Below are 25,805 nucleotides of genomic sequence, written 5' to 3'. Positions count from 1 at the left end.
CACCTGAGGATCCTGATGAGCCGCCAGCAATCCCGCGTAAACCGTCTCCGCCACCGATTCGGATCTGCTGCCTGGATCCGTAGCCCCCGTTTCCGGAGCGCCCTGGTGTTCCTTATGAGCCTGCTTCTGATGGCGGTCCCGTTGGCAGCACCGGCGCAGGCAGCCACTGATCCTGGACCGCCGAGCAACGAGCTTCCGGTTTCGGATGCCGGAACCGACATTGTGATCACCTCCCTTGGTGAGGGGCGCCGGAACGTTCCAGGGGCGCTGCCGCCGGCCGGGACCACCTGGCCCATCAATGCTTATCCCGCCTCCATTCCACCCGGCTACGAGTCCGAGACTGTCGGTTTTGCGGGGGTTATCAATACCCAGGAAGTGGACGGGACCACCACGGCCCAGATGTACTGCATTGATCTGCGCACATCCACACGCGTGGGGATTGGCTATGAGAACGGCACCTGGGACGAGTCCAACGTCCCGAACATCGGATATGTGAACCGGATCCTGAATACCTACTATCCGAGTACCAACCTGCCGCCCGGCACGAACAACAACACGAAGGCAGCGGCGGTGCAGGCGGCCATCTGGTTCTTTACCGACGGCTACGTGGTCAATCCGAACAACAACCTCTATTCCACCGTCGCATCGATCGTGAACTCCACTATCGCGGCCGGGCCGCTTGAGGAACCGGACGCCCCGGACATTTCCATTACTCCCGCCACGGCAGAAGCAGCGGTCACCGGAGTGGCCGGACCATACACGGTGACCTCTGAAGCTGATGAAATCACCGTGACTGTCGACGACGGCTTCGGACTTTTTGCGGACGCCGCAGGAACCATCCCGCTTACCAACCCGGTGGCCAGCGGCACCCAGGTCTGGGTACGGAGCGAGACCGGCGGCACCGGTCCGGCATCCATCAGTGCACGGGCGGTGGTGACCGTTCCCACCGGGAGCGTGTACCTCTACGACGGCGCGACACCGGGAGTGGACACCGCCCAGAAACTGATCCTGGCGGACACCCGCGAACTGAGTTCCGCAGCCAGCGCCACGGCAAGCTTCTTCGAGGTGGGGTCCCTGACAGTTACCAAGTCGATTGAGGGCCCGGCAGCCGGCGGCCAGGACGAAGTGGTCATCAGCATAGACTGCGGGCCCGGATACCAGTTCACGTTCAATATCCCCGCCGAATCCACCGGGACGGCGTCTGAGACATTCACTGACATCCCGGCCGGCAGGGTCTGCACCATCGCCGAGCCCACCAACGGCACCAATGCAAGTGTCGCGGTCAGCACAACCATTGTGCCCACCGCAGTGACCATCCCCTCGGGTACCGCGGCGACGGCGACCGTTACGGACACGTACACTTTCACCTCCGGGACACTGGTGGTTACCAAAACCAATACGGGGGAGGCAGCCGGCGCCCAGGGCGAGGTGACGATCTCCGTGGTCTGCACCCTGGACGGCGCCACGGTACTGAATGAGACGGTGACTATCCCTGAGGGGACGCTTACGCCGGAGGCAGCGGAATTCCCCAACGTAGCCGTAGGCTCCAGCTGTGCGGTGACGGAAACCGCCAGGGGTGAGAGCACTGCCGTGTCGGTCACTGTCGAAGGCGAGGGGACCGTCGTCGTTCCGCCGACAGGCAGCGTTACTGCCGCGCTGACCAACAACTACACCTTCAACCCGGGGACCCTCGCGGTGCGCAAGGACATCGCCGGTGACGGAGCCGGCCGGCAGGGTGAGGTCACCCTGCAGGTAACCTGCAGCTCCGGCCTCAGTCGAACCATCCCCATCCCGGCCGGCACCACCGAACCCACCACGGAGGAAATCACGGGGCTTCCCGCCGGGACCACCTGCACGGTCACGGAGATCGCGGATGGCGAGACCACAGAGGTCAGCGTCAGCACCGTGATCGATCCGGCCGGTGGAGCAGTGACCATCCCGGCGGGAGACGGCGTGGAGGTTACTGTCACTGACACGTACACGGTGAACCCGGGGGCAGTGCTTGTGAACAAGAGCATTGCCGGCCCGGCAGCGGGGCGGCAGGGCGACGTCACCCTAGAGGTGACCTGCACCCTGGAAAGTGCAGTAGTCGCAGAGGGGACCTTCACCGTTACTGCCGGCACCACCGGCACCGTTCCGGCGGGCACCCTCACGGAGATTCCGGAAGGTGCCAGCTGCGCCGTCACGGAACCCGTCACGGGGGAGAGTACGGAAATAGGCGTGGTGGTGGATCTGCCCGATTCCGTGACCATCGCTGCCGGTGCCACCGCTGCGGTCACCGTGACGGACACCTACAGCGAGAACCCCGGCACCCTGATCGTCACCAAGGTGATCACCGGTGAGGCTGCCGGGAACCAGGACGCTGTTGAGGTTGACGTCCTCTGCACCCTGGGCGGGGAAACGGTCTTCTTCGAAACCTCCCAGATCCCGGCCGGCGAGACCGGCGAGGTAGGGGCGCAGTTCCTGAATATCCCAGCGGGCGCCAGCTGTGCCATTACTGAACCGGTTACAGGGGCCACCGAGTTTGTCCAGGTTGTCCCCGAACTTCCCACACCGGTCACTATCACCCCGGGAGGCGATCAGAGTGCCACGGTGACCAATACCTACACATTCACTCCCGGAACGCTGGCAGTCACCAAGGAGTTTGCCGGCGAGGCCGCAGGAGCGCAGGGTGAGGTGGTGCTGCAGGTGACCTGCGGCCCGGACGGGTCGGTCCTGGATGAAACCGTGGCCATCCCCGCCGGAACCGCCGAGACAGTGACCCGGAATTTCGAGGACCTGCCCGCCGGCACGGAATGCACCGTCACTGAAACGGAGAACGGAGCCACAACAACGGTATCCGTGGAAACCGTCATTACGGACCCGGTCACCATCCCGGCCGCAGGCGGTGCGGAAGTGACGGTCACCAACACGTACAGTTTCGTGCCCGGCGCCCTGGCGGTGACCAAGGCCTTCGCCGGCGAGGCGGTCGGCCAGCAGGGCGAGGTTCTCCTGCAGGTCACCTGCGGACCGGACGGTTCGGTACTGAATGAAACGGTTTCCATTCCGGCAGGCACTGAGGAGAACGTAACCACTACGTTCGAGGACCTGCCGGTGGGCACGGAATGCGCTGTCACCGAAACGGCCACCGGAGCAACCACCGAAGTTTCCGTGACCACGGAGGCGGCGGAGCCGGTCACAGTCCTGGCTGCGCAAACCGTCACCGCCACTGTCACCAACACGTACTCGTTCACCCCGGGAACCCTGGTGGTGACCAAGGTGATTACCGGAGAAGCAGCCGGCCGCCAGGGCGAGGTTGTCCTGCGGGTCCAGTGCGGTCCGGAGGGAACGGTCCTTGATGAGACGGTCAGTATTCCGGCAGGATCACAGGGCGACGTCAGCACCGGCTTTGAGGGCCTGCCGACCGGAACCGAGTGCACGGTTACCGAAACAGCGGGCGGGGAAAGCAGCACCGTCAGTGTGGTGGCGGACCTGCCGGAGCCGGTAACCATTCCTGCCGGTGGCGGGGCAGAAGCAACCGTTACCAATACCTACGCACCTGTGGTGCAGCCGAAACCGCAGCCGGCTCCCGCCCCGGCCGGGCCGGACCGCCCCAACCTTCCGTCCACCGGTGCCAACGGTGCCCTCGGCTGGCTCTACGCCGGTGCCGGGCTGCTGCTGGCAGGAGGACTTGCCATGGCGGTCAGCCGCCGCAGGTCAGGCAGCGCGGAGGAAGAGGCTAAACCTCAGGAGTAAAGGGGAGTAGCTGTCCAGAAGGATCCCGTGCGGCCCGACGGCTGCACGGGATCCTCTCTGTGCGGGCCCCGACAGCGCGGCGTCGGCGGGGAAGAATAGACTGGGAGGTATGGCCGGACTGATCAAGCGTGAAGACATCGATGAAGTGCGGCTGCGCACGGACATCAAAGCCGTGGTCGACGGTTACGTAACCCTCAAATCGGCGGGGCTTGGGTCCTTCAAGGGTCTGTGCCCCTTCCATGACGAGCGCTCGCCGTCCTTCCATGTACGGCCACAGGTGGGTACCTACCACTGCTTCGGTTGCGGGGAGAGCGGCGACGTCATCTCCTTCGTGCAGAAAATGGACCACGGTTCCTTCTCTGAGACGGTGGAAAAGCTTGCGGCACGGCTCGGCTACGAACTGCACTACGAGGACGGCGGCACCGGGCCCCGGCGTGAGGATGTGGGTAAACGCCAGCGCCTGCTGGACGCCCACAAGGTGGCTGCGGAGTTCTTCCGGAGCCAGTTGGGCACGCAGGGTGCCGCCGCTGCCCGCAGTTTCCTCCAGGAGCGCGGTTTCGACCCCGCCGCTGCCGAACACTTCGGTGTCGGATACGCCCCGCAGGGCTGGGACTCGCTGCTGAAACACCTTACGGGCAAGGGCTTCACCCGTGCCGAGCTGGCCGAGACCGGCATGTTCTCCACCGGATCGGATGCCTCCCGGTTCTATGACCGGTTCCGCGGCCGGCTCATCTGGCCCATCCGCGACCTCACCGGATCCGTTATCGGCTTCGGTGCCCGGAAGCTCTACGAGGATGACCAGGGGCCCAAATACCTGAACACTCCCGAGACCCCGCTCTACAAGAAATCCCAGGTGCTGTACGGCATCGACCTGGCCAAACGCGACATCGCCAAAACCCGGCAGATAGTGGTGGTGGAGGGGTACACCGATGTGATGGCCTGCCATCTGGCCGGGATCACCACCGCCGTCGCCACGTGTGGCACCGCCTTTGGCACCGACCACATCAAAATTGCCCGGCGTCTGCTTTCCGACGACGGTACCGGGGGAGAGGTGATCTTCACATTCGACGGCGACGCCGCCGGGCAGAAAGCCGCCCTGCGTGCCTTCGAGGAGGACCAGCGCTTTACCGCGCAAACCTACGTTGCTGTGGACCCCAACGGCATGGACCCCTGCGATATCCGCCAGACCCACGGCGACGCCGCCGTGGCCGAGCTGATCCACTCCCGCCGGCCGCTGTTCGAATTCGCCATCCGCTCCACGCTGCGCAAATTCGACCTTAATACGGTGGAAGGCCGCATTTCGGCGCTGCGGGCGGCAGCTCCGGTGGTGGCGGACATCAGAGACCCCGCGATGCGTCCGGCCTACGCCCGCGAGCTGGCAGGCTGGCTGGGTACCGACGTCGACGACGTCACCCGGGCAGTCAATGCCGCGTCCAAGCGCCAGCATGCCGCCGGGACCGCCAACAGTCCTTCCGAGCAGTCGCCCACCGGCCAGCGCCGGCAGGACGGTGCACAGCAGGGCAGGCCCCCGTATGGCCAGCAACAGGGGCAGCAGCGTGGCGGCCAGCAGCAATACGGCCGGCAGGACCACAACCGGCAGGAGTACGGCCAGCAGCAATACGGCCGGCAGGAAGCTGTCCCCGACGCCGCACCGCCCGCCTACAGCCGTCCGGACCCCAATGACCCCGCCGCGCGGATGGAGCGCCAGGCATTGGAAGTGGCCCTGCAGCAGCCCGGCCTGCTCGATGCCGGCCAGTGGGAGCGGTTCAAAGCGGCCAGATTCACTGTGCCGGCCTACGTTGCGGTCCATGATGCCATTCGTGCCGCCGGCGACGCCGGAACCGCCCCGGCGGCCTGGGTGGAGCGCGTGCGGCAGGAGCTGCCGGACGCACTGCGCGGTTTTGTGAGCGAGCTTGCCGTGACACCGCTGCCGGCGCGCGATGCCGATGCTTTGTTCCTGTACTGCAGGGACATCCTGAACCGGCTCTTCGAACTGCAGGTGACACACTTGAAGGCTGAGAAGCTCGGTCAGCTGCAGCGCCTGGATCCCAACGCCGATCCGGAGCTTTTCCACCAGCTGAACCGGGAGCTGATGGAACTGGAGATGCAGCGCAGGGCCCTGCGGGGAGACCAGTAGCTCCGCGAGCCTGACGGCAGGGCGCCGATTTCGTTTCGGCGGGAAATCTCTGTAAAGTAAAACCTGCCGCTTTCCCCCGTAGCTCAATTGGCAGAGCATTCGACTGTTAATCGAAGGGTTACTGGTTCGAGTCCAGTCGGGGGAGCAAACAGGAAGCCCCTGACCTGCATTACCGCAGGTCAGGGGCTTCTTTTATGCCCGGACAGGCGGTCCGTCCGCTTATCCTGTCCTGGGACTGGCAGGGGAAGGCGGCCCCGTGGCTCTGAACTGGCCCCCGAAAGTTGGACTGGCCAAATAAAAGTCTAGGCCGCGAGGGCCTGAGCACGGTATTGCACCGGGCTCAGGCCCTCGAGCTTTGTCGAGATACGTTCAGTGTTGTACCAGCGGATGTACTCATCCAACTGGGCCCTCAGGGCATCGGTGTTCAGGAACCGCACCCGGTGGAAGAGTTCCTCCTTGAGGTGTCCGAAGAAGTTCTCCATCACCGCGTTGTCATAACAGTTGCCCTTGCGGGACATCGATTGGACCGCTCCGGCGTTCTTCAGCAGCGTACGCCACGAGACGTGCTGATACTGAAATCCCTGATCCGAATGCACGAGCGGCTGCGCCCCGGGCTCGAGACCGGTGAGGGCTTCACGCAGCGAGGAGTTAGTGAGCTCCAGATTCGGGGATAACCCGATCGAGTACGAGATGATCTGCCGGTTGAAGAGGTCCATCACCGGGGAGAGGTAGAGCTTGCGGTCACCGACGCTGAACTCGGTCACGTCGGTCACCCACTTCTGGTTCGGTGCAGCAGCTTCGAACTCCCGGTTCAGCAGATTCGGTGCCACCACGCCCTGTTCACCGCGGTAGGAGACGTAACGCTTCCTTCGCCGTACTTTGCAGACCAGCCGCAGCGAACGCATCAGCTTCAACACGGTCTTTTTCGCCACCGTCCACCCGTGCTTGAGCAGCTCAGTATGAATGCGGCGGTGCCCGTACCGGCCGTGGTTCTTCTCGAAGATCTCCCTCACGGCAGCCTTAATCTCAGCTTGCGGGTCTGGGCGCTGGAAGCGGGCCTGATGATAGAAAAACGTCGAACGGGCCAGGCCCGCGACGTCCAGGAGCACGTCCAGCCGGTGTTCGGCCTTGAGAGCGATGACAGCGCGGACCTTTACGGCCGTTCCTCGTCCCTCAAGGCATGCACTTTTCCCAGGAACGCGACCTCTGCCCGCAGACGCTCGTTCTCGCGGCGCAATCGTTGTATCTCTGACTCTGGCTGCGTCGATGCCTCAGGATTTGTCTTCGGGCGGCCCTTGGGCTTCGCGCGCAGTCCGTCTTCGCCTTCCGCCCGGTACTGACGTGCCCACTTCTCGATCAGCTGCGGAGAGGACAGCTGGAGCTCTTTAGCCAGGGCGACTTTGCTCTCTCCAGCTTGAAATCGGCGCACGGCATCGAGTTTGAACTCGAAGGAGAACAAGCGTTTGGTTGGCTTGGCCACTAGCGTCGAACCTCCGCGAACTCTCCACCGGTCGTATAGCCGGCGGATTGCTTTCACGCGCACCCCGAGCCTTGTTGCTACGGAGTTGGGACCCCAACCGGTCTCGAACAACGCTACCGCGGCCTTGCGTTGTTCCTCGGATAACGAACTGCTCTTCTGCAAAAACTGCTCCCCGAAAGTCAGAACTGATTTCTCAGTCCAACTTTCGGGGAGCGGTTCACTCCGCCCGGCCCCGGCTTTTGGTTCGGGCCCCTCCTGTCGCCACCGCCGCGACGAAGGCTGCGCTGGCCGTCTGTGCCTGTTCCACCGGAGCGGCGGCGGCTGCTGGTTCGTTAGCACCGCAAACTTGCTGTATAGTTGAGGACGCCGCTTTCCCCCGTAGCTCAATTGGCAGAGCATTCGACTGTTAATCGAAGGGTTACTGGTTCGAGTCCAGTCGGGGGAGCCAGCAAAGGGTCTGCATCCGGGTTTCTGCCGGATGCAGGCCCCTTTTTGTTTGGCCGGCTGGCCCGGTTCCCGGCGGCCGCTACATGTAGTCAGGTGTTGCACAGCGGAAACACCCGCGAAACCCCCGCTTCCTAGGGTGGAGCCATGACAGAGCCGATAAGTCCGAAACGCCCTACATTCCTTCACTCGAAGATTTACAAATCGTTATTTGTGCAATTGCTTATTGCCGTAATCCTGGGCGTGGTTGTGGGGTATGTCTGGCCGGATGTCGGTGCTGCCTTCAAAGTCCTGGGTGACGGCTTTATCCGGCTGATTAAAATGATCATTGCGCCTTTGATCTTCCTGGTGATTGTCACCGGTATCGCCCGGATCAGCGATGTGAAGGCAGTGGGGCGCGTTGGCGTGAAGGCACTTGCCTACTTCCTGGCCGCGTCCAGCTTCGCCCTCCTCTTCGGGATGGTGGTGGGCAACGTGGTCCGGCCGGGCGCGGGGCTGAACATTGACCCGTCCGGCCTGGACACGTCGGACCTGGATGCAAAAACCTCAGCCGAAGTGGCATCGCCGGCCGAATTTATCCTGAATATCATTCCGGTCAGCGTCTTTGACGCTTTCGCATCCAATTCCCTGTTGCAGGTTCTTTTCTTCTCAGTCTTTTTTGGCGCGGCAGCCGTGGTTATCGGGCGAGAGACCTGCGAACCGGTCCTGCGGGTGATGGAAGGGACCCTGGAGATTATTTTCAAGGTGATGTCCTGGATCATGCGGCTGGCCCCCATCGGTGCCTTTGGTGCGATGGCCTTCATCATCGGCCAGTACGGCCTCTCAACACTGGGCACCTACGCCAAACTCATTGCCGCCTGCTATGGCGCTGCCCTGCTCTTCATCGGTGTCCTGTTTGTGATCGCCCGGGTTTTCGCCGGGGTGCCGCTCTGGCAGTTCATTAAGTACACCCGGGAAGAGTTCCTCCTTGCCCTCGGGACCGCATCCACGGAGTCCGTGATGCCGAGGATCATGACCAAACTGACCAACGCCGGATGCTCGCGCGCAACCACCGGCCTGGTCATCCCCACCGGATACTCCTTCAACCTGGACGGCGCGGCCATTTATCTGTCCATTTCGGTCGTGTTCCTGGCACAGGCCTTCAACATCGACCTCAGTTTCGAACAGCAGCTTGGCGCTTTGGGGATTCTGCTCCTGACGTCCAAAGGCATGGCAGGGGTTCCCGGCTCATCCTTCCTGGCCCTCTCCGCCACGGCAGCTGCCCTGGGGCTGTTCCCTGTGGCCGGCGTTGCCCTGCTCCTCGGCGCGGACCGGCTGATGGATTCCATGCGGGTGGTGGTGAACCTGTTGGGAAACTGCGTGGCGACGTTTGTCGTGGCTAAGTGGGAAGGGCAGCTGGACCGGCAGGCAATGCTGGAGGCGTTCGCCGGACACGGAACAGCGGTGCCCGCGGGTCTTGCTCTGCATACGGAGGAAGAACCGGCGGCGGCTGAGCGGGCTTCTTCCGCAAAGCTCCCGTAACCCTTCGACGCACAGGTGTCTTTTAGGCAGGCCCGGGCGTGCCGGACTTGCCCGCAGGCCGTGCCGTGCGTTTACACTTTCACTAATCGCACCCGGCAGGGCGGTCCCGGCATCACCGGACCTCCGCCTCTCCGGGTGGAAAAGGCATCCCATCCTGTTGCCTCTGGCCCGGAGCCCTAAGGCTCCCGGTATCCGTTGCCAGCGTGCCCGTGTATCCGAAGGGCAGCCAGCGGACCTTCCATAGGAACCAACAGCAGGAGCACCGCTATGTCCACTACTGAAACGGCCCCCACCATGATGGACGGCAACCCCACCCACGCCAGCGCATCGAACACTGAACCGATCACTACCGACGAGATATTTTCCGCGCACGAAGGCGGGAAGCTTTCGGTGGAAACCCGGCTTCCGCTGGACTCCAAGCGGGCGCTCTCCATTGCTTACACGCCCGGTGTTGCGCAGGTCAGCCGCGCCATCGCAGCTGAACCCGAACTCGCTGCCTCGCATACCTGGGCCTCACGCCTGGTGGTTGTGGTCAGCGACGGCACGGCTGTGCTGGGACTGGGGGACATTGGCCCCGCGGCTTCCCTGCCCGTTATGGAGGGAAAATCCGCACTATTCCGCACTTTCGGCGGCCTGAACTCGATTCCCCTGGTGCTGGACACCACCAACGTGGATGAAATCATCGAAACACTGGTCCGCCTGCGGCCCAGCTACGGGGCGGTGAACCTGGAAGACATTTCGGCGCCGCGCTGCTTCGAGCTTGAGCAGCGCCTGATTGAAGCACTGGATTGCCCGGTTATGCACGATGACCAGCACGGAACCGCCATTGTGGTGCTTGCTGCCCTGCGGAACGCTGCACGGGTAACCGGACGTGAGCTTGCCGGACTGCGCGTGGTGATTTCCGGAGCGGGGGCTGCCGGTGTCGCCTGCGCGAACATCCTGCTCGAAGCGGGGATACCCGACGTCGTGGTGCTGGACTCCAAGGGTGTGGTGGGTTCCGCGCGTACCGACCTGACCAGCGTCAAAGCTGATCTGGCAGCGCGGACAAACCCGCGTGGGGTGGCCGGGGGTGCGGCCGAAGCACTGCAGGATGCAGATGTGTTTATCGGGGTGTCTTCGGGCACTGTCGCTGAAGACATCCTTGCCGGCATGGCTCCCGAAGCCGTCATTTTCGCCCTGTCCAACCCGGATCCCGAAGTGCATCCGGAAACCGCCCGGCGCTATGCCGCCGTCGTTGCAACCGGACGCAGCGATTTCCCGAACCAGATCAACAACGTGCTCGCTTTCCCCGGCGTGTTCCGCGGTGCGCTGGACAGCGGTGCCCGCCGGATCACGGCGGCGATGAAGGTGGCCGCAGCCACCGCCATTGCGGACCTGGTGGGTGAAGATCTGACGGCGGAGTACATCGTGCCCAGCCCGCTGGATCCGCGGGTCGCCCCGGCGGTGGCTGCAGCCGTCGCTGCAGCCGCCACCGCCTAGCGTCAGCCGGCCAGGCCCGCACTTTCACCGGCAAGCCGGAACCGCCGTCCCGGCGGCCGGCCGGCCCTGGAAGGCCTCCGCGGAATGTGATCCGGATTGCTTTTTTACGTACGGCGCCCGCTCCCGCCGCACGTAAAATACCCGGTTTTCCGGGCCGGGCACCCGCTGGAAGGCGGATCGTTAGTCCTGATGCGCCGTCGTTCGCCCCCTTCGGCTACCGTGCTTGAACAAGCATGCTTAGGGTTGTGCGTAGGCTTAAGTGTTTTGACACCAGTCACACGTACGTAGCTAACGGACAGAAATCGAGGAACGGTCGATGGGCGCGACTCAGCCAGGACCTAATCAGGGCGGATCCGAACGGATAGCCCACCCCGGAAAGGTTATCGGCGTTACCGTCGCTGCCGCTGTGGGTGGTTTGCTCTTCGGGTTCGATACCGCGGTTATCAATGGTGCAGTGGATGCCATTGGTGAAGAGTTCACGCTGAGCCCGGGCATCCTCGGCTTCACCGTTGCCATCACACTGCTGGGCTGTGCCGTTGGCGCATGGTTTGCCGGACAGCTGGCGGATCGGCTCGGACGCAAGCTGGTGATGGTGGGCGCCGCCGTGCTGTTTGCCGCCAATTCCGTTGGTTCAGCCTTTGCCTTCTCCGAGTGGGACCTGATGCTCTGGCGCCTGATCGGCGGCCTCGCCATTGGTACCGCATCCGTCATCGCCCCGGGCTACATTGCAGAAGTTGCCCCGGCCAAGTGGCGCGGCGCCCTGGGCTCCGTGCAGCAGTTGGCCATCACCATCGGTATTTTTGCCGCACTGCTTTCCGACGCGTTCCTGGCCAACAGCGCAGGCAGCGCCCTTGGGGAACTGTGGTGGGGACTGGCTGCCTGGCGCTGGATGCTCCTGGTGGGCGTTCTCCCGGCAATTGTCTACGGTGTGCTGGCACTGACCATCCCCGAATCCCCGCAGTTCCTGGTCCGCCGCAACCGCGACGCCGAGGCGGCAACGGTACTCAGCAGCATCTCCGGGGTGACGGACACTGACCGGAAAATCCGGGAGATCCGGGAAAGCTTCAAGAGCCCCAAACCGACCTTCCATGACCTGCGCGGTCCGAAGTTCGGCCTGCAGCCGATCCTCTGGGTGGGCATGGCCATTGCCGCCTTCCAGCAGCTGGTGGGCATCAACGCGATCTTCTACTACTCCACCACTCTGTGGAAGTCTGTGGGTTTCAGCGAAAGCGATTCATTTACGACGTCGGTCATCACCTCCGTGGTCAACGTGGTGATGACCCTGGTTGCCATCGCCTTCGTGGACCGCATCGGACGGCGCAAGCTGCTGATGATCGGTTCCGCCGGTATGTTCGTGGGCCTGCTCGCTGCCACCGTGTCCTTCTTCCAGGCCGAGGACGTTGCCGGGGAAGTTTCGCTGCCGGGCATCTGGGGCCCGGTGGCCCTGGTGGGTGCGAACCTGTTCGTGGTCTTCTTCGCCGCCACCTGGGGGCCGGTCATGTGGGTAACCCTGGGCGAAGTATTCCCCAACAACATCCGATCCCTCGCCCTCGGGCTGGGGGCCATGGTCAACTGGATCTTCAACTTCATCGTCACCCTTGCCTTCCCGTGGGTAAGCGATAACTTCGGGGTGTGGATCATGTACGGCATCTTTACCGCATTTGCGGTGCTGTCCTTCTGGTTCGTGAAAACCAAGCTTCCCGAACTCTCCGGCCGCGAGCTTGAGGACCGTGAGGGCCTTGAGGCGTCCTGACCGGCGGCTGATACAGATGAGCAGGCTGAGAACACTGAGGAGAATGGTAATTTGGGGTTATGGCTACGGTGAACACTGAACAGGGGACGGAGGCTGGGCGCATGAACCGCTCTGCTAGCACTCGGACACAGCGAACGGCGGGGAGCTCTTCGCTGGTGGGGCTGGCAAAGGTCATGGCTCGCCTGACGCCGCGCCAGTTGAATGACGAGTTTGCCCTCGCCACTGCGGAAATGAAACAGAAGGGCATTAAGGCGGGCATCGCCGCGGCTCTTATGGTGGTGGCCCTCGTGCTGCTCGCAGCCCTGGCCATTTCGCTGTTGGTGGCAGGCATCCTTGCCCTGTCGCTGGTCATGCCCGGCTGGCTGGCGGCACTCCTGGTCGCCGCATTCTTCCTCGTGATCGCGGCAATTGCAGGCCTGATCGGCTTCAGCCGTTTCAAGAAGACCCTGCCGCTGCTGCCCGAAGAGGCCATCCGCGGACTGCGCTACGACGTCGGCGTGCTGAAGGAAGGCCGCCGCTTCGATCCGGCCACCTTGGACAAGCCCAAGGAACCGAAGGAGAAGAAGGACAAAAAGGCGGAGAAGGCTGACAAGCCTGAAGGCCCGAAGCAGCCGACCCCTGAGGAACTGCGGACCCGTGCACGCCAGCGGCGCGAACACCTTGCCGCAGTCCGTGACGGACTGGGCGAAAAGGTGGACGTCAAGGCCCGTATCCAGGAGCTGAAGTCCCGCCGTGCGGCAGGCTCCCGCTCCACCGCCAACACCGGCGCCGGTTCCAGCTCCGGGCAGGCAGACGATGTACTGGCCATGATCAGGGAACGCTGGCAGCCGCTGGCGGTCATGGGCGCTTCCCTGCTCGCCATGGTCATAATGTTCCGCCGGCTCGCCCAAAAGTAAGCTGTACTCGTACATCTTTTTGAACGAGGGGAACGGACCGTGATCAAACTCATCGGTGCCGGAACACGTCCCGACATGGAACTGACCGTGTCGGGGAGGTTCTGGACCATACCGAATCTGGTCACGGTCCTTCGCTTTCTGGGCATTCCGCTGTTTGTTTTTTTCATTGCCCAGGACCGCTACGGCAGCGCCTTCCTCACACTGGTCATTGTGGGATCCACCGACTGGATTGACGGCTATCTGGCCCGCCGGCTCAACCAGGTTTCCACCACCGGCCAGTGGCTTGATCCGGTAGCGGACCGGCTGGCCCTGATAATCGTCTCGGCCACGTTTGTGCTGGACGGCATCGCCCCGGCCTGGCTGATCCTCAGCATTGCCGTTCCGGATGCTGTCCTGATCCTCAACGCATTGGTGCTCTTCCGTGGCAGCCCGGACCTTCCGGTGAGTACCATCGGCAAGATCCGAACCGCCCTTCTGCTGGTGGGCGCCCCGTTGCTGCTGCTGAACCGGGTCCCCGGATTCGACTCACCCGGGCTCGCCGCGGCCGGCACCATCGTGCTGGTCCTTGGCTGCCTCGGGCACATTGCAGCGGCGGGCGGCTATCTCGCTGCCGCCTGGCGAAAATACCAGCACCTGCAGGAGCAGGTCCCGGCCGGAACCGGAACCGGCCATGTTCCCTAGAACCATCCGGGTGCCCGCCGGATTGGGCGCTTCCCGGGCCGGAACTGCGGCAGGACGCTGCTGATGGTAGGGATCGCCGTCGCCTGCGCCCTGGCCAGCGCCTTCTTCCTCGCCTTTGGCGCCCAGCGCCAGGGCAGCGCCGTCCGCGCCGACACCGGCGGACTGGCATTGAACTCTTCCCAGCTCAGCAGGCTGCTGCGCAATCCGCGATGGCTTTTCGGCCTTCTGCTGCTGGGTACGGGCATGGCCCTGAACGTGGCCGCACTCTCCATGGCCCCGCTCACCGTGGTGCAGCCGATCGGTTCGATTGCCCTGGTGATCACCACGGTGGTGAACTCACGCGACCAGGGGCTGCGGATGAACCGCATCACTGTCGCCGCCATCACCGCCTGCGTCACGGGCAGCATGCTGTTTGTGTCGCTGGCCATCCTGGTCACCCGCAGCCAGCAGGAGGTGGAGCCGGCCCAGGAAGTGACCATTGTGCTGATCCTCGCCGTCGTGGTGGCGTTCTTCGGCACCCTGAACCTGGTGTTTGGCAAGCGTCTCGGCGCCATTGCGCACATTCTCGGGGCGGGGATCCTGTTCGGTTTTGTGGCCGTGCTGACCAAGATCATCGCCGGGGACCTGCTCAACCCCAACGGCCGGTTCCTGCTGAACGTCCCGTGGTACACCATCGTGGGCATCGCTGCGGCCGGCGCACTGGGTTCATGGTTTGTGCAGAACGCATATTCCAGCGGCCCTCCGGACCTGGTGATCGCCGGCCTGACCGTTATTGATCCGATGGTGGGGATCGCCATCGGCATCTCCGTGCTGCATGAATTGCGCCCCGACGTGCCCGCAGTGGCCGCCGTTGCCATGGCTGTCGCAGCCCTGATTGCTATTGTTGGGGTCATAGCCCTCTCGAGGTACCACCCTGATGTTATCCAGCGGCGGAATGAAGAGCGGAGGCGGCAGAAGCTGGCCTCAAAGAATCCGAAACACCGATAAGGACCTCCAACGTGACCGAAACGCCGGTACAAAAACCGCTGACGATCCTGATTGCCTGTGACACCTATCCTCCGCATCTGAACGGCGCTGCACAGTTCGGCTACCGGCTGGCGCGGGGCATGCACGGGCGGGGCCACAACGTGCACGTCCTGGCCCCGAACGACGTCGACGGCGGCAGCCGCACCGATCTTGACGGTGAGTGGGCGGTCCACCGGCTCCGCTCGCACGGCGTCCCGACCCATGAATACTGGCGCATTTGCCTGCCATGGGAGATCAAGAAGGAAATCGCACTGCTCTTTGACCGGGTGCAGCCGGACGTGGTGCACATCCAGTGCCACTACATGGTGGGGGAGTACACGCTCTACGAAGCACGCAAGCGCGGCATCCGGGTCATCGCCACCAACCACTTCATGCCTGAGAACCTGGACCCGTTCCTTCCGTTCCCCAAATGGGTCAAACGGATTGTGGCGAAGAACTCCTGGAAGGACATGGGCAAGGTCATGGGGCAGGCGCAGGTGGTCACCACGCCCACCCCGCTGGCCGCCGAGGCCATGTACCGCCACGCCTTCCTGCATGACGTCATGCCGCTCTCCAACGGCATTGACGCGTCGGTCTACGAACCCCGCCCGGGGGAGCAGATTGAGCCGCATCCGGGACCCACAGTGCTGTTTGTCGGCCGGCTGGCTGAGGAAAAGCACGTGGACGTATTGATCGATGCCGTGGCCAAGACACCGCCGGAGCTGGGCATACGTGCCGAAATTGTCGGCGGCGGGGAAGTCAAGCCTGCCCTGCAGGCACAGGCGCAGCGGCTGGGGCTGGGGGACCGGGTGGTGTTCCGCGGCTTGGTCTCGGACGAGGAACTTCGCCAGGCGTACCTGAAGGCGGACCTGTTCTGCCAGCCGGGCACCGCTGAACTGCAGTCCCTGGTAACGCTGGAGGCCATGTCCGCGTCGAAGCCCGTGCTGCTGGCCGATGCCATGGCACTGCCGCACCTGGTGGAAAAGGGCCGTAACGGGTACCTGTTTACGCCCGGAGACAGTGACGAACTCGCCGGGCGCATTACGGAGATCCTGGAACTCGCGCCGGAGGACCGTCAGGCGATGGGCAGTTACAGCCGGGAGATGGTGGACCGGCACAGCCTGGAGGCCACATTGGCCACCTTTGAGGGTCTGTACCGCGGTGTGCCCGTGGAAGGCATTCCCGCCCGGTGACAAACTGCTGAATTGGTTCCGCGGCGTCCGTACACACTAGGATGGCAACGTTGCCCGTAAGGCGCACCGGTACCTATGGGGCTGTAGCTCAGCTGGTCAGAGCAGCGGACTCATAATCCGTGGGTCGTGGGTTCAAGCCCCACCAGCCCTACCGGTGGTGATGCGAGTCGTCCGTATGTGACGCATCGGATTGCCGCAAACACACCCTGGTCTTCGGGCCGGGGTGTGTTTGTTTTAATCGACGTTGTGATCCTTGTTACTGATGGGTAACATTGGCTCAGCGGGTTCCCCACGGGGGCCGGCAGATCACCGATGATCAGCAGCGAAGGATATTTCCATGGCAACTATCGACGTCGACAACCTTCCGTACCCGGACGGCGACTTCTACGCATTCGAGGACCTGCTCACTGACAAGGAGCGCGACCGTCTGCATGAAATCCGGACCTGGCTTGCCGCGGAGGTCAAACCGCACGCCGCTGACTGGTGGAACGCCGGTGAATTCCCGCACCACATGATCCCCAAGATCGCCGAACTCGACGTAATGAGCCCGGTTTACCGCCAGGGCTACTCCAACCTCTTCGCCGGCCTCTGCCACGCTGAGGTCACCCGCGCGGACACCTCGTTCGCCACGTTCCTGGGTGTGCATGACGGCCTCTTCACCGGTTCCATTGAGGCACTGGCCTCCGAAGAGCAGAAGGCAGCCTGGCTGCCGGATATCTACGCCATGAAGAAGATCGGCGCCTTCGGCCTGACGGAGCCGCTCGGCGGTTCCGACGTCGCCGGCGGCACCCGCACCACCGCACGCCGCGACGGGGACAACTGGATCCTCAACGGCGAAAAGCGCTGGATCGGCAACGCCACGTTCTCCGACTGGGTTGTCATCTACGCCCGCGACGTTGAAGACAACCAGGTCAAGGGTTTCCTCGTGGACACCAAGACCCCCGGTTACCGCGCCACGAAGATCGAAAACAAGATTGCGCTCCGCACCGTGCAGAACGCGGACATCGTGCTGGACAACGTGGTGGTCAGCGACGATTTCCACCTCAAGGGCGCCAACAGCTTCCGCGACACCAACAAGGTGCTGAAGGTTACCCGCCTTGCCGTAGCCTGGCAGGCCGTGGGCCAGCAGATGGCTGCCTTTGATGTTGCCCGCAAGTACGCGGTGGAACGCCACCAGTTCGGCAAGCCGCTGGCATCCTTCCAGCTGGTGCAGGAACAGCTGGTAAAGATCCTGGGCAACACGGTCAGCTCGCTGGGCATGATGGTCCGCCTGGCCCAGCTGGAAGACCTCGGCCAGGCCAAGGACGAGCAGTCCGCACTTGCCAAGGCTTTCACCACCGCCCGTATGCGCGAATCCGTTGCCCTCGGCCGCAGTATCCTGGGCGGCAACGGCATTGTCACCGACTACGGCATGGCGAAGATCTTCGCCGATGCCGAGGCAATCTACTCGTATGAAGGCACCTACGAGATCAATACTCTGGTTACCGGCCGTGCGATCACGGGTGTAGCCGCGTTCGTCTAAGTAACGCCGCATCCCGTCTTCGGGACCAGTAAAGAACCCCGGCCGGGTCCTGCATAGGACCCGGCCGGGACGTTTAAAACCGGAAACGCGGGATCCGGAACAGCGGCCCGCGTCCCACTGCCGCCGAATTACCGCCGGGCAGCAGCACGGACGGCCGCCGGTCCAGGACGTAGTCCAGAGGATTGACGTACTCCTTCTCCAGCCGCACACCCCAGTGAAGGCAGTTGCCGCTGCAGTGCACTTCCGGACTGGACGCCACCGTGCCGACCTCGGTTCCCCGCGCCACGAAGGTACCCGTGCCCACAGACGCTGTCACCGACTCAAAACTGGATTTCAGTCCGCTGCCGTGGTCAATGGTGAGCACCGGGCGGTTCACCACCACGCCGGCGAAAACAACGTAGCCGTCCGCCGGGGCGAGAACCGGAGCGGCCGGCGTCGCTGCCAGGTCAACACCCCGGTGCCCGGCGAGCCACGGCTGGGCGGGTTTATCGAAGTATCTGATCGGTGCGGGATCCGGACTCAGGGGCCACGACCACGGCGCGGCAAACCGGGCACCGCCCACCCGCCCTGTGGAGACAGGGACAGCCGGTGCCGGCTCAGGCGGGGCCGGTAGGAGCACTGCCACCAGAAGGAGCGCCACCAGCGGCAGGGACGGGAATATCCTCATGGGGCCAGCATGCTGTCCAGGTGCAGATAACGCCGCCGGAACCCTCCCCGGGTGGAGCGCGCACCATTGCCGCTGCCATGGGGAGGAATGGTCCGGGACCGTGCGTTTGGTCCCCGGCGCTGTAGTACACTTGACGGAGCAGCTTGCTGTGCCATGTGGCCTGCGTGGATTGAAACCAACGGACTTGTTCTGTTCACTCCGCGGGCTGTCCGGGATCATTGTCCGGGGCAGCACCCATACGCACGGGAATCTGACTACGCGTATCCCAACTATCCCCGTCACGGGGGTGCATCTCCAACGGTCCGGCAATGCCGGCAGGGGAGGCACGCTGGAAGCCCTCACAGGAATTCGGCTGATGGATACCAGGAGCTCCGCCCGCCCGGGCGTACAGCTAAAACCGTCAATAGGCAGTAGGACCAGTGCGCCGTGCGCACGGCTGCTGCCGGAAGGAGTGACGACATGCCCGTCGTTACAATGCGCCAGCTGCTCGACAGCGGCGTCCACTTTGGTCACCAGACCCGCCGTTGGAACCCGAAGATGAAGCGTTTCATCTTCACCGAGCGCAACGGCATCTACATCATCGATCTGCAGCAGTCGCTGTCCTACATCGACCGTGCCTACGAGTTCGTCAAGGCCACCGTTGCCCACGGCGGAACCGTCCTGTTCGTCGGTACCAAGAAGCAGGCCCAGGAAGCCATCGCCGAGCAGGCCACCCGTGTTGGCCAGCCGTACGTCAACCAGCGTTGGCTCGGTGGCATGCTCACCAACTTCCAGACCGTTGCCAAGCGTATCCAGCGCATGAAGGAACTCGAAGAGATCAACTTCGAGGACGTTGCTTCCTCCGGCCACACCAAGAAGGAGCTCCTGCTCCTCAAGCGTGAACTGACCAAGCTGCAGAACAACCTCGGTGGTATCCGCAACCTGACCAAGGCACCGTCCCTGCTCTGGGTTGTTGACACCCCGAAGGAACACCTGGCCATTGACGAGGCCAAGAAGCTGAACATCCCCGTTGTTGCCATCCTGGACAGCAACTGCGATCCCGACGACGTCGACTTCCCGATCCCGGGCAACGACGACGCCATCCGCTCCGTAAACCTGCTGACCCGCGTCATCGCCGATGCCGTTGCGGAAGGCCTGATGGTCCGCCACAACAAGTCCGGGAACACCGAAGCCGCGGCCGAGCCGCTGGCCGAGTGGGAGCGCGAACTGCTTGAAGGCGCTGCAGAGACCCCCGCAGCCGAAGCCGCTGCAGAGGCCCCCGCCGCTGAAGCAACAGGAGTCGACGCCGTCGTAGACGCTCCGGCCGCCGAAGTAACTGAGAAGTAAAGAACGAATTCCTTGGTCCGGGTGATCTAACGCCGGGACCGGGTATCTGTTGGTGCGGCTGGCCGGGATTCCCGACCAGCCGCACTGGCGGAACCGCACCAATACTTATAACGGGAGGACTGGAGTCCAAATGGCGAACTACACCGCTGCTGATATCAAGGCACTGCGCGAGCGCACCGGCGCCGGCATGATGGATGTAAAGAAAGCTCTGGACGAGGCCAACGGCGATGCCGACAAGGCCATGGAGCTCATCCGCATCAAGGGCCTGAAGGGCGCTACCAAGCGTGAAGGCCGTTCCACCGCTGAGGGCCTGGTTGCTGCCAAGGTCATCGACGGCACCGTTGGTGTCATGATCGAACTGAACTGCGAAACCGACTTCGTTGCCAAGTCCGCCAAGTTCATCGAACTGGCTGACAAGGTGCTGGCCGCCGCTGTTGAGTCCGCTGCTGCCGACGCCGAAACCCTCCTTGCCTACAACGTTGACGGCAAGCCGCTGTCCGAGGTTGTCGTCGAGGAAGGCGCCATCCTGGGCGAGAAGGTTGTTGTCCGCCGCGTGGCACGCATCGAAGGCAAGACCGTTGATGCCTACCTGCACAAGACCTCCAAGGATCTTCCGGCACAGGTCGGCGTGCTGTTCGCCGTTGACGGCGAAGGCGCAGACGCTGCCACGGCCGCCCACGACGTCGCCGTGCACACCGCTGCCTACGCTCCGACCTACCTGACCCGTGACGAAGTTCCGGCAGAGACCGTCGAGAACGAACGCCGCATCGCCGACGAGACCGCACGTGCGGAAGGCAAGCCCGAAGGCGCGCTGACCAAGATCGTTGAAGGCCGCCTGACCGGTTTCTTCAAGGAAATCGTCCTGCTGGACCAGCCGTTCGCCAAGGACGCCAAGAAGACCGTCGGCAAGGTGCTCGAAGAAGCCGGGGTTGCACCCGTTGGATTCGCCCGTTTCCGTGTAGGCGCCTAATTAATCAGGCCATAACGGTTCCGACGAAAACGTCATCATGACAGAGGGGGTGGTCACCACGGGTGACCACCCCTTTTGCCTGTCCAGAACAGCTAACTAGTCTTAAAAGCAGCATCAGCATCTATGCCCGGGAGGCACAATGGCCCACGTATTGAAAGACACCGATTCCCCGCGACGACGCGTCCTGCTGAAACTTTCGGGCGAGGTGTTCGGCGGCGGGAAGCTCGGTGTTGATCCGGATACCGTGCGTGCCGTGGCCAAACAGATCGCGGCAACCGTCGGTGAAGTTGAAGTCGCCATTGTGGTGGGCGGAGGGAACTTCTTCCGCGGCGCGGAACTGTCCACCAGCGGCATGGACCGCTCCCGCGCGGATTACATGGGCATGCTCGGCACGGTTATGAACTGCCTCGCGCTGCAGGATTTCCTGGAGCAGGCCGGCGTCGAGACCCGGGTGCAGAGCGCCATCACCATGGGCCAGGTTGCTGAAGCGTACATTCCCAGGCGGGCCATCCGGCACCTGGAGAAGGGCCGTGTAGTGATCTTCGGTGCGGGCGCGGGCCTGCCCTACTTCTCCACCGATACGGTGGCCGCCCAGCGTGCCCTGGAGGTCCACGCAGATGAGGTCCTGATGGCCAAGAGCGGCGTGGACGGTGTCTACACTGCGGACCCCAACAAGGACCCCAACGCGCGGCGCCTTGAGACCCTGACCTACGACGACGCCCTGCGCCAGGACATCCGCGTGATGGACCAGACGGCCATGACCATGTGCAAGGACAATGACCTGGACATGGTGGTCTTCGGCATGGAGGGCGAGGGCAACGTGACCCGCGCGATCCGTGGCGAGAAGATCGGCACCATCGTTTCCAACTAGTCCCTGGTGGTCCCTGTGGGCAGGTACGACGGCGGGTGCGTTTCCCCTACACCTCGCTGCGCTCGGTGCAGGGAACCCGCACCCTTGCGCCAAGGGTTTCCCCTACACCTCGCTGCGCTCGGTGCAGGGAACCCGCACCCTTGCGCCAAGGGTTTCCCCTACACCTCGCTGCGCTCGGTGCAGGGAACCCGCACCCTTGGCTTAGGATGATATAAGAGCCCGGCCGCCAGGCAATATTGCCGGCGGACACTGTTTTATGAGGAGAGACCGTGATTGAAGACACCTTGAAAGAGGCCGCCGACAAAATGGACAAGGCGGTGGAAGTTGCTAAGGAAGACTTCTCCTCCGTCCGGACCGGCCGCGCCAACCCGGCACTCTTTTCCCGGGTGCTGGTGGACTACTACGGTTCCCCGACGCAGCTTCAGCAGCTGGCATCCTTTGCCACGCCGGATGCCCGCACCCTGCTGATCACTCCGTACGACGTAACCGCACTGCGTGCCATTGAGCGTGCGCTCAGCGACTCCGAGGTGGGTGCCAACCCGTCTAACGACGGCAAGGTCATCCGGGTTATCATGCCCGAACTTACCCAGGACCGCCGCAAGGAATACGTCAAGATTGTCCGCGGCAAGGCAGAGGACGCCAAGGTCTCCGTCCGGAACATCCGCCGCAAGGCAAAGGACGGGATTGACCGTCTGGTGAAGGACAGCGAAGTCGGCGAGGATGACGGTGCCCGCGCCGAAAAGGACCTCGATGCCCTGACCAAGGCACACACGGATTCCATCGACGAGCTCCTCAAGCGCAAGGAAGCCGAGCTTCTCGAGGTCTGATGAGTGACACCCAGCCTTCCACCCAGGCTGGCGGGTCACCGTCCGTCGAGACAGTTCCGGCAGCAAAGGCCCAGGATATGAGCGCACCGGAGTCCAGCCAGGCCGGCGGACGCCGCGCCCGCAACCGGAGCGGTAAGGATGCCAAACCGGCCAAAGTGTCACGGGCCGGACGCAACCTGCCCGCTGCCATCGCCGTCGGCGTTATTCTCCTGGGATCTCTGCTTGTAGGCCTGCTGTTCCTGCCGTTCGCCATCGTGGTGATAGCGGTGGCCTTCGCCGCCGTCGGCGTCTGGGAAGTCAGCCGGGCCCTGGAAGTGCGGGGCATGAAGGTGCCCTTGGTGCCCGTACTCGTCGGATCCGTGGGCCTGCCTTTCGCCGCCTACTTCGGCGGTACGGAGGCGCTGGCCTTTGCCACGGTTGCCACGGCAGTGGCGATTCTGCTCTGGCGCAGCATTGATACCGCTGCCGAAGCGATCCAGAGCATCCTTGCCGGCATCTTCGTGGTGCTCTGGGTTCCCTTCCTGCTCAGCTTCGCCCTGCTGCTGCTGCGCGAGCCGGACGGACAAATCCGGGTGGCCGTGCTGCTTCTGCTGGTGGTAGCCAATGACACCTTCGGCTACCTGGTGGGCGCCTTCTTCGGAAAGCATCCCATGGCCCCGAAGATCAGCCCGAAGAAATCCTGGGAGGGATTCGCCGGGTCCGCGGCCGGCGCTGCCATTGTCGGAGTGGGGGCAGCGGTGCTGTTCCTGGACCAGCCCTGGTGGTTCGGCGTGGCCCTGGCGGTCGCAACCGTGGCCGCGGCAACGGCGGGGGACTTCTCCGAATCCATGGTCAAACGTGAACTCGGCGTCAAGGACATGTCCAACCTCCTGCCCGGCCACGGCGGGGTGATGGACCGCCTGGACTCGGTGGTCTTCGCCTCCCCGGTGGTCTTCCTTCTTTCGGTGCTGTTGTCGGCAGTGTCCTGACGGGATTCCCCGCTGGTACCGACCGGCCGCCGCCCGGCCATTGGCAGCCGCTGTGGAAACGCAGTAAGCGTAACGGTCCGGCAACAACCGGTGCGCCTGAACCGGGCCCCTGCGGCGGCGTCGTAAGATGTTTCAGAGTTTTTCAGGCGTTGGACGCGGAGTGTCCGGTGCCAACACGGCCTCCAGCGGCAATAGCTCCCGAGGCAATAACCACAGAGGAACAGTACATTCATGGACGATGAGCGGCAGGCCAGTGCCCCTTTCGAGCGCGTGGGACGACGGGACTACGGCTACAACATCCGCCAGGTCGATGAGTTCCTGACCAAGGCACGGAACTACTACAACTCGGAATCCAGGACCGCGAAGCCCGTCACCAGTGCGGATGTCCGGTCCATGGCCTTCGACCCGGCCAAGGGCGGCTACGAACCGCAGGCAGTGGACGCGGCCCTGGACCGCCTCGAGGACGTTTTCGCCCAGCGGGAGCGCGACGAGATGATCACCGAACGCGGTGAGGAAGCGTGGCTGCTGCAGATCGGCCGCATGTCAGCCGTGCTGCGGGCAAGGCTGCACCGGAAGCCGGGGGAGCGGTTCCGCCGTCCGGTCAAGAAGCGTGTCCCCAGTTACAACGTCAAGGACGTGGACGCGCTCTGCAACGAACTTCTCGGTTACTTCGAGCATGACCGTCCGCTGAGTGTCGATGTGGTGCGCCGCGCCGTGTTCCGCGAGGCACGGGGTGCCGACGGTTATGAAGAGACCCAGGTGGATGCCTTCCTGGACCGCGTTGTCGAGCTGATGGCGTCCATAGACTAACGGTTGTCCTCGGCGGGGGACCCGGCGCCGGGACGGGGCCGCTCAAGGGGCTCCGGTGTATGCAGTCGGGCCAGGAATTTCGCCGCTCCGCCGGGCAGGGCGCCGGACGTCAGCTTGGACACGATCACGGTGACGGCAAAGGCAGCCGGCACCGTCCAGGCGGCAGGCTGCTCTATCCACGCCGGAATCGAGGCCCCCATCCGGGGTAGGACGGCACCTGCCACCATTGCGCCGCCGCACAGCAGGGCACCGGTGAACATCCCCGCCCCGGCCCCGGCAGCGGTCAGCGGCCGCCACCAGATGCCCAGCACCAGCAGGGGGCACAGCGTGGAGGCCGTGAAGGCAAAAACCATGCCAATGCTTCCGGCCAGGGCCGATGACTCGGTCAGCAGGGCAATGACCAGCGGGACCACGGCGGCCAGGACGGCAGAGAGCCGGAAGCCGCGCACGCTGCCGCGGAAAAACTCCTGGCTGATGACCCCCGCCAGCGAAACCGTCAGCCCGCTGCTCGTGGAGAGGAACGCTGCGAAGGCCCCGGCAGTCACCAGGGCAGCCAGCAAATCACCGGAGGCGCCGTCGAACACGCGGCCGGGAAGCAGCAGCACCGTGGCATCGGTGTTTCCGTCGGCTGCCAGGTCCGGTGCATAAATCCGGCCCAGAACCCCGTACGTGATGGGGAAAATGTAAAACAGGGACAGCAGGCCGAGCACAATCAGTGTGGTCCGCCGGGCCGAGGCGCCGTCCGGATTCGTGTAGAACCGCACCAGCACATGCGGCAGGCCCAGGGTGCCGCAGAGCAGGGCAATGCTGAGGGAGATGTTGCGGTAGAGCGGTGCATGGGTCTGCGGGTCCAGGGCTTCGGCCAGGAGCTGTGCTCCGCCCGGACCGGGCGGACCGTCACCGGCCAGGCGGAAAAGGATGAACAGCACGGGAACGCCGATGGCCACCAGTTTCAGCCAGTATTGGAACGCCTGCACAAACGTAATGGACCGCATCCCGCCGGTCACCACGCTGAGGCAGACGACGCCGGTTACCACCAGGCAGCCGATCCAGGCCGGCAGGCCGGTGGTGATGCGCATGGTCAAAGCGGCACCGTGCATCTGGGGGACGATGTACAGCCAGCCGACGGCGATTACCAGGAGGCTGGTGAGCCGCCGGACAGGAAGGGATTCGAGCCGGGCGTGGGCAAAGTCCGGCACGGTGTAGGCGCCCGAACGCCGCAGCGGTGCGGCCACAAACAGCAGCAGCATCAGATAGCCGCCGGTATAGCCGATCGGGAACCAGAGGGCATCCACACCGGAGGCAACGATGAGCCCGGCCACGCCGAGGAAACTTGCGGCAGAAAGGTATTCCCCGCCGATAGCCGAGGCATTCCACCACGGCTTAACCGTGCGTGAGGCGACGTAGAAGTCGCTGGTGGTCCGGGAAATACGCAGGCCGTAGAACCCGATCAGCAGGGTGGCGGCAGCCACGAAAGCCAGGGCGGCATAACCGATGCCCGGACTCATGCCGGGGTCCAA

20 protein-coding genes and 3 tRNA genes are annotated in these 25,805 nt (G+C 63.8%); 19 read left to right on the top strand and 4 right to left on the bottom strand.

The annotated features are described in order from the left end of the window. Window positions 1-114 precede the first annotated feature (114 nt). The 3 genes from QWJ37_RS11750 to QWJ37_RS11740 all read left to right on the top strand — a co-directional run bounded on the left by QWJ37_RS11750 (window position 115) and on the right by QWJ37_RS11740 (window position 6,017). Window positions 115-3,735 carry a thioester domain-containing protein gene (locus tag QWJ37_RS11750; protein ID WP_290245364.1) on the top strand — a complete coding sequence of 1,207 codons (3,621 nt, stop codon included), beginning with the start codon at window positions 115-117 and terminating at the stop codon, window positions 3,733-3,735. 109 nt (window positions 3,736-3,844) lie between these two features. Next, entirely contained in the window at window positions 3,845-5,872 is a 2,028-nt protein-coding gene (gene dnaG / locus QWJ37_RS11745) for a DNA primase (RefSeq protein WP_290245363.1), read from the top strand. Between the two features lie 72 nt (window positions 5,873-5,944). Continuing rightward, window positions 5,945-6,017, top strand: a tRNA-Asn gene (locus tag QWJ37_RS11740). A gap of 157 nt (window positions 6,018-6,174) precedes the next feature. Here QWJ37_RS11740 and QWJ37_RS11735 read toward each other — a convergent pair. Both QWJ37_RS11735 and QWJ37_RS11730 read right to left on the bottom strand, forming a co-directional pair. Further along, the gene (locus tag QWJ37_RS11735; RefSeq protein ID WP_244802774.1) at window positions 6,175-6,981 is read right to left on the bottom strand and encodes an IS3 family transposase; all 807 of its coding nucleotides are present in this window, start codon (window positions 6,979-6,981) and stop codon (window positions 6,175-6,177) included. A 44-nt stretch (window positions 6,982-7,025) separates the two neighbouring features. Further along, window positions 7,026-7,352, bottom strand: coding sequence for a helix-turn-helix domain-containing protein (locus QWJ37_RS11730; protein ID WP_290245362.1), 327 nt, complete (start codon window positions 7,350-7,352; stop codon window positions 7,026-7,028). A gap of 372 nt (window positions 7,353-7,724) precedes the next feature. Here QWJ37_RS11730 and QWJ37_RS11725 point away from each other — a divergent pair. The 10 genes from QWJ37_RS11725 (at window position 7,725) to QWJ37_RS11680 (ending at window position 17,846) form a co-directional block, all read left to right on the top strand. Next, window positions 7,725-7,800: transfer RNA gene (locus tag QWJ37_RS11725), tRNA-Asn, on the top strand. Window positions 7,801-7,943: 143 nt separating this feature from the next. Next, window positions 7,944-9,317, top strand: a complete 1,374-nt coding sequence (locus tag QWJ37_RS11720; RefSeq protein WP_227928973.1) for a cation:dicarboxylase symporter family transporter — start codon at window positions 7,944-7,946, stop codon at window positions 9,315-9,317. 294 nt (window positions 9,318-9,611) lie between these two features. Next, window positions 9,612-10,796 carry a malic enzyme-like NAD(P)-binding protein gene (locus QWJ37_RS11715; protein ID WP_227929049.1) on the top strand — a complete coding sequence of 395 codons (1,185 nt, stop codon included), beginning with the start codon at window positions 9,612-9,614 and terminating at the stop codon, window positions 10,794-10,796. A gap of 316 nt (window positions 10,797-11,112) precedes the next feature. Next, window positions 11,113-12,549, top strand: a complete 1,437-nt coding sequence (locus QWJ37_RS11710; protein ID WP_227928974.1) for a sugar porter family MFS transporter — start codon at window positions 11,113-11,115, stop codon at window positions 12,547-12,549. Between the two features lie 101 nt (window positions 12,550-12,650). Further along, complete coding sequence (locus QWJ37_RS11705; protein WP_290245360.1) at window positions 12,651-13,445, top strand: phage holin family protein; 795 nt, start codon at window positions 12,651-12,653, stop codon at window positions 13,443-13,445. Window positions 13,446-13,484: 39 nt separating this feature from the next. Further along, on the top strand, window positions 13,485-14,126 hold the full coding sequence (locus tag QWJ37_RS11700; protein ID WP_356882248.1) for a CDP-alcohol phosphatidyltransferase family protein: 642 nt from the start codon (window positions 13,485-13,487) through the stop codon (window positions 14,124-14,126). Window positions 14,127-14,189: 63 nt separating this feature from the next. Then, complete coding sequence (locus QWJ37_RS11695; RefSeq protein ID WP_227904364.1) at window positions 14,190-15,113, top strand: DMT family transporter; 924 nt, start codon at window positions 14,190-14,192, stop codon at window positions 15,111-15,113. Between the two features lie 11 nt (window positions 15,114-15,124). After that, entirely contained in the window at window positions 15,125-16,324 is a 1,200-nt protein-coding gene (locus tag QWJ37_RS11690; RefSeq protein WP_227928975.1) for a glycosyltransferase, read from the top strand. A 77-nt stretch (window positions 16,325-16,401) separates the two neighbouring features. After that, window positions 16,402-16,475 (top strand) — tRNA-Ile (locus tag QWJ37_RS11685). 186 nt (window positions 16,476-16,661) lie between these two features. After that, window positions 16,662-17,846, top strand: a complete 1,185-nt coding sequence (locus QWJ37_RS11680) for an acyl-CoA dehydrogenase family protein (RefSeq protein ID WP_227904366.1) — start codon at window positions 16,662-16,664, stop codon at window positions 17,844-17,846. Between the two features lie 73 nt (window positions 17,847-17,919). Here QWJ37_RS11680 and QWJ37_RS11675 read toward each other — a convergent pair whose 3' ends face one another. After that, the gene (locus QWJ37_RS11675) at window positions 17,920-18,513 is read right to left on the bottom strand and encodes a M23 family metallopeptidase (protein WP_290245359.1); all 594 of its coding nucleotides are present in this window, start codon (window positions 18,511-18,513) and stop codon (window positions 17,920-17,922) included. A 459-nt stretch (window positions 18,514-18,972) separates the two neighbouring features. Here QWJ37_RS11675 and rpsB point away from each other — a divergent pair, with 459 nt between their 5' ends. From rpsB to QWJ37_RS11645, 6 genes are all read left to right on the top strand, one after another. Then, complete coding sequence (gene rpsB / locus QWJ37_RS11670) at window positions 18,973-19,839, top strand: 30S ribosomal protein S2 (RefSeq protein ID WP_227904368.1); 867 nt, start codon at window positions 18,973-18,975, stop codon at window positions 19,837-19,839. 130 nt (window positions 19,840-19,969) lie between these two features. Then, a complete protein-coding gene (gene tsf, locus QWJ37_RS11665) occupies window positions 19,970-20,809 on the top strand; it encodes a translation elongation factor Ts (protein WP_227904369.1) in 840 nt (279 codons plus the stop codon). Window positions 20,810-20,948: 139 nt separating this feature from the next. Continuing rightward, window positions 20,949-21,680 carry a UMP kinase gene (gene pyrH / locus QWJ37_RS11660; protein WP_227904370.1) on the top strand — a complete coding sequence of 244 codons (732 nt, stop codon included), beginning with the start codon at window positions 20,949-20,951 and terminating at the stop codon, window positions 21,678-21,680. A 269-nt stretch (window positions 21,681-21,949) separates the two neighbouring features. Beyond that, window positions 21,950-22,507, top strand: a complete 558-nt coding sequence (frr, locus tag QWJ37_RS11655; RefSeq protein ID WP_227904371.1) for a ribosome recycling factor — start codon at window positions 21,950-21,952, stop codon at window positions 22,505-22,507. Next, entirely contained in the window at window positions 22,507-23,475 is a 969-nt protein-coding gene (locus QWJ37_RS11650) for a phosphatidate cytidylyltransferase (protein WP_227904372.1), read from the top strand. Before frr ends, QWJ37_RS11650 begins: the two co-directional genes overlap by 1 nt. Before the next feature lie 231 nt (window positions 23,476-23,706). Next, a complete protein-coding gene (locus QWJ37_RS11645) occupies window positions 23,707-24,285 on the top strand; it encodes a DivIVA domain-containing protein (protein WP_227904373.1) in 579 nt (192 codons plus the stop codon). Here QWJ37_RS11645 and QWJ37_RS11640 read toward each other — a convergent pair. After that, the gene (locus tag QWJ37_RS11640) at window positions 24,282-25,793 is read right to left on the bottom strand and encodes a cation acetate symporter (protein WP_290245737.1); all 1,512 of its coding nucleotides are present in this window, start codon (window positions 25,791-25,793) and stop codon (window positions 24,282-24,284) included. The two genes, QWJ37_RS11645 and QWJ37_RS11640, sit on opposite strands and share 4 nt — an antisense overlap. Window positions 25,794-25,805: the final 12 nt, after the last annotated feature.

It is taken from the genome of Arthrobacter sp. YD2 (assembly GCF_030410475.1).
GTDB lineage: Bacteria > Actinomycetota > Actinomycetes > Actinomycetales > Micrococcaceae > Arthrobacter_B > Arthrobacter_B zhangbolii.
The sequence above is the reverse complement of the archived record's forward strand: the minus strand, read 5'-3'. Positions and strand labels throughout refer to the sequence as shown.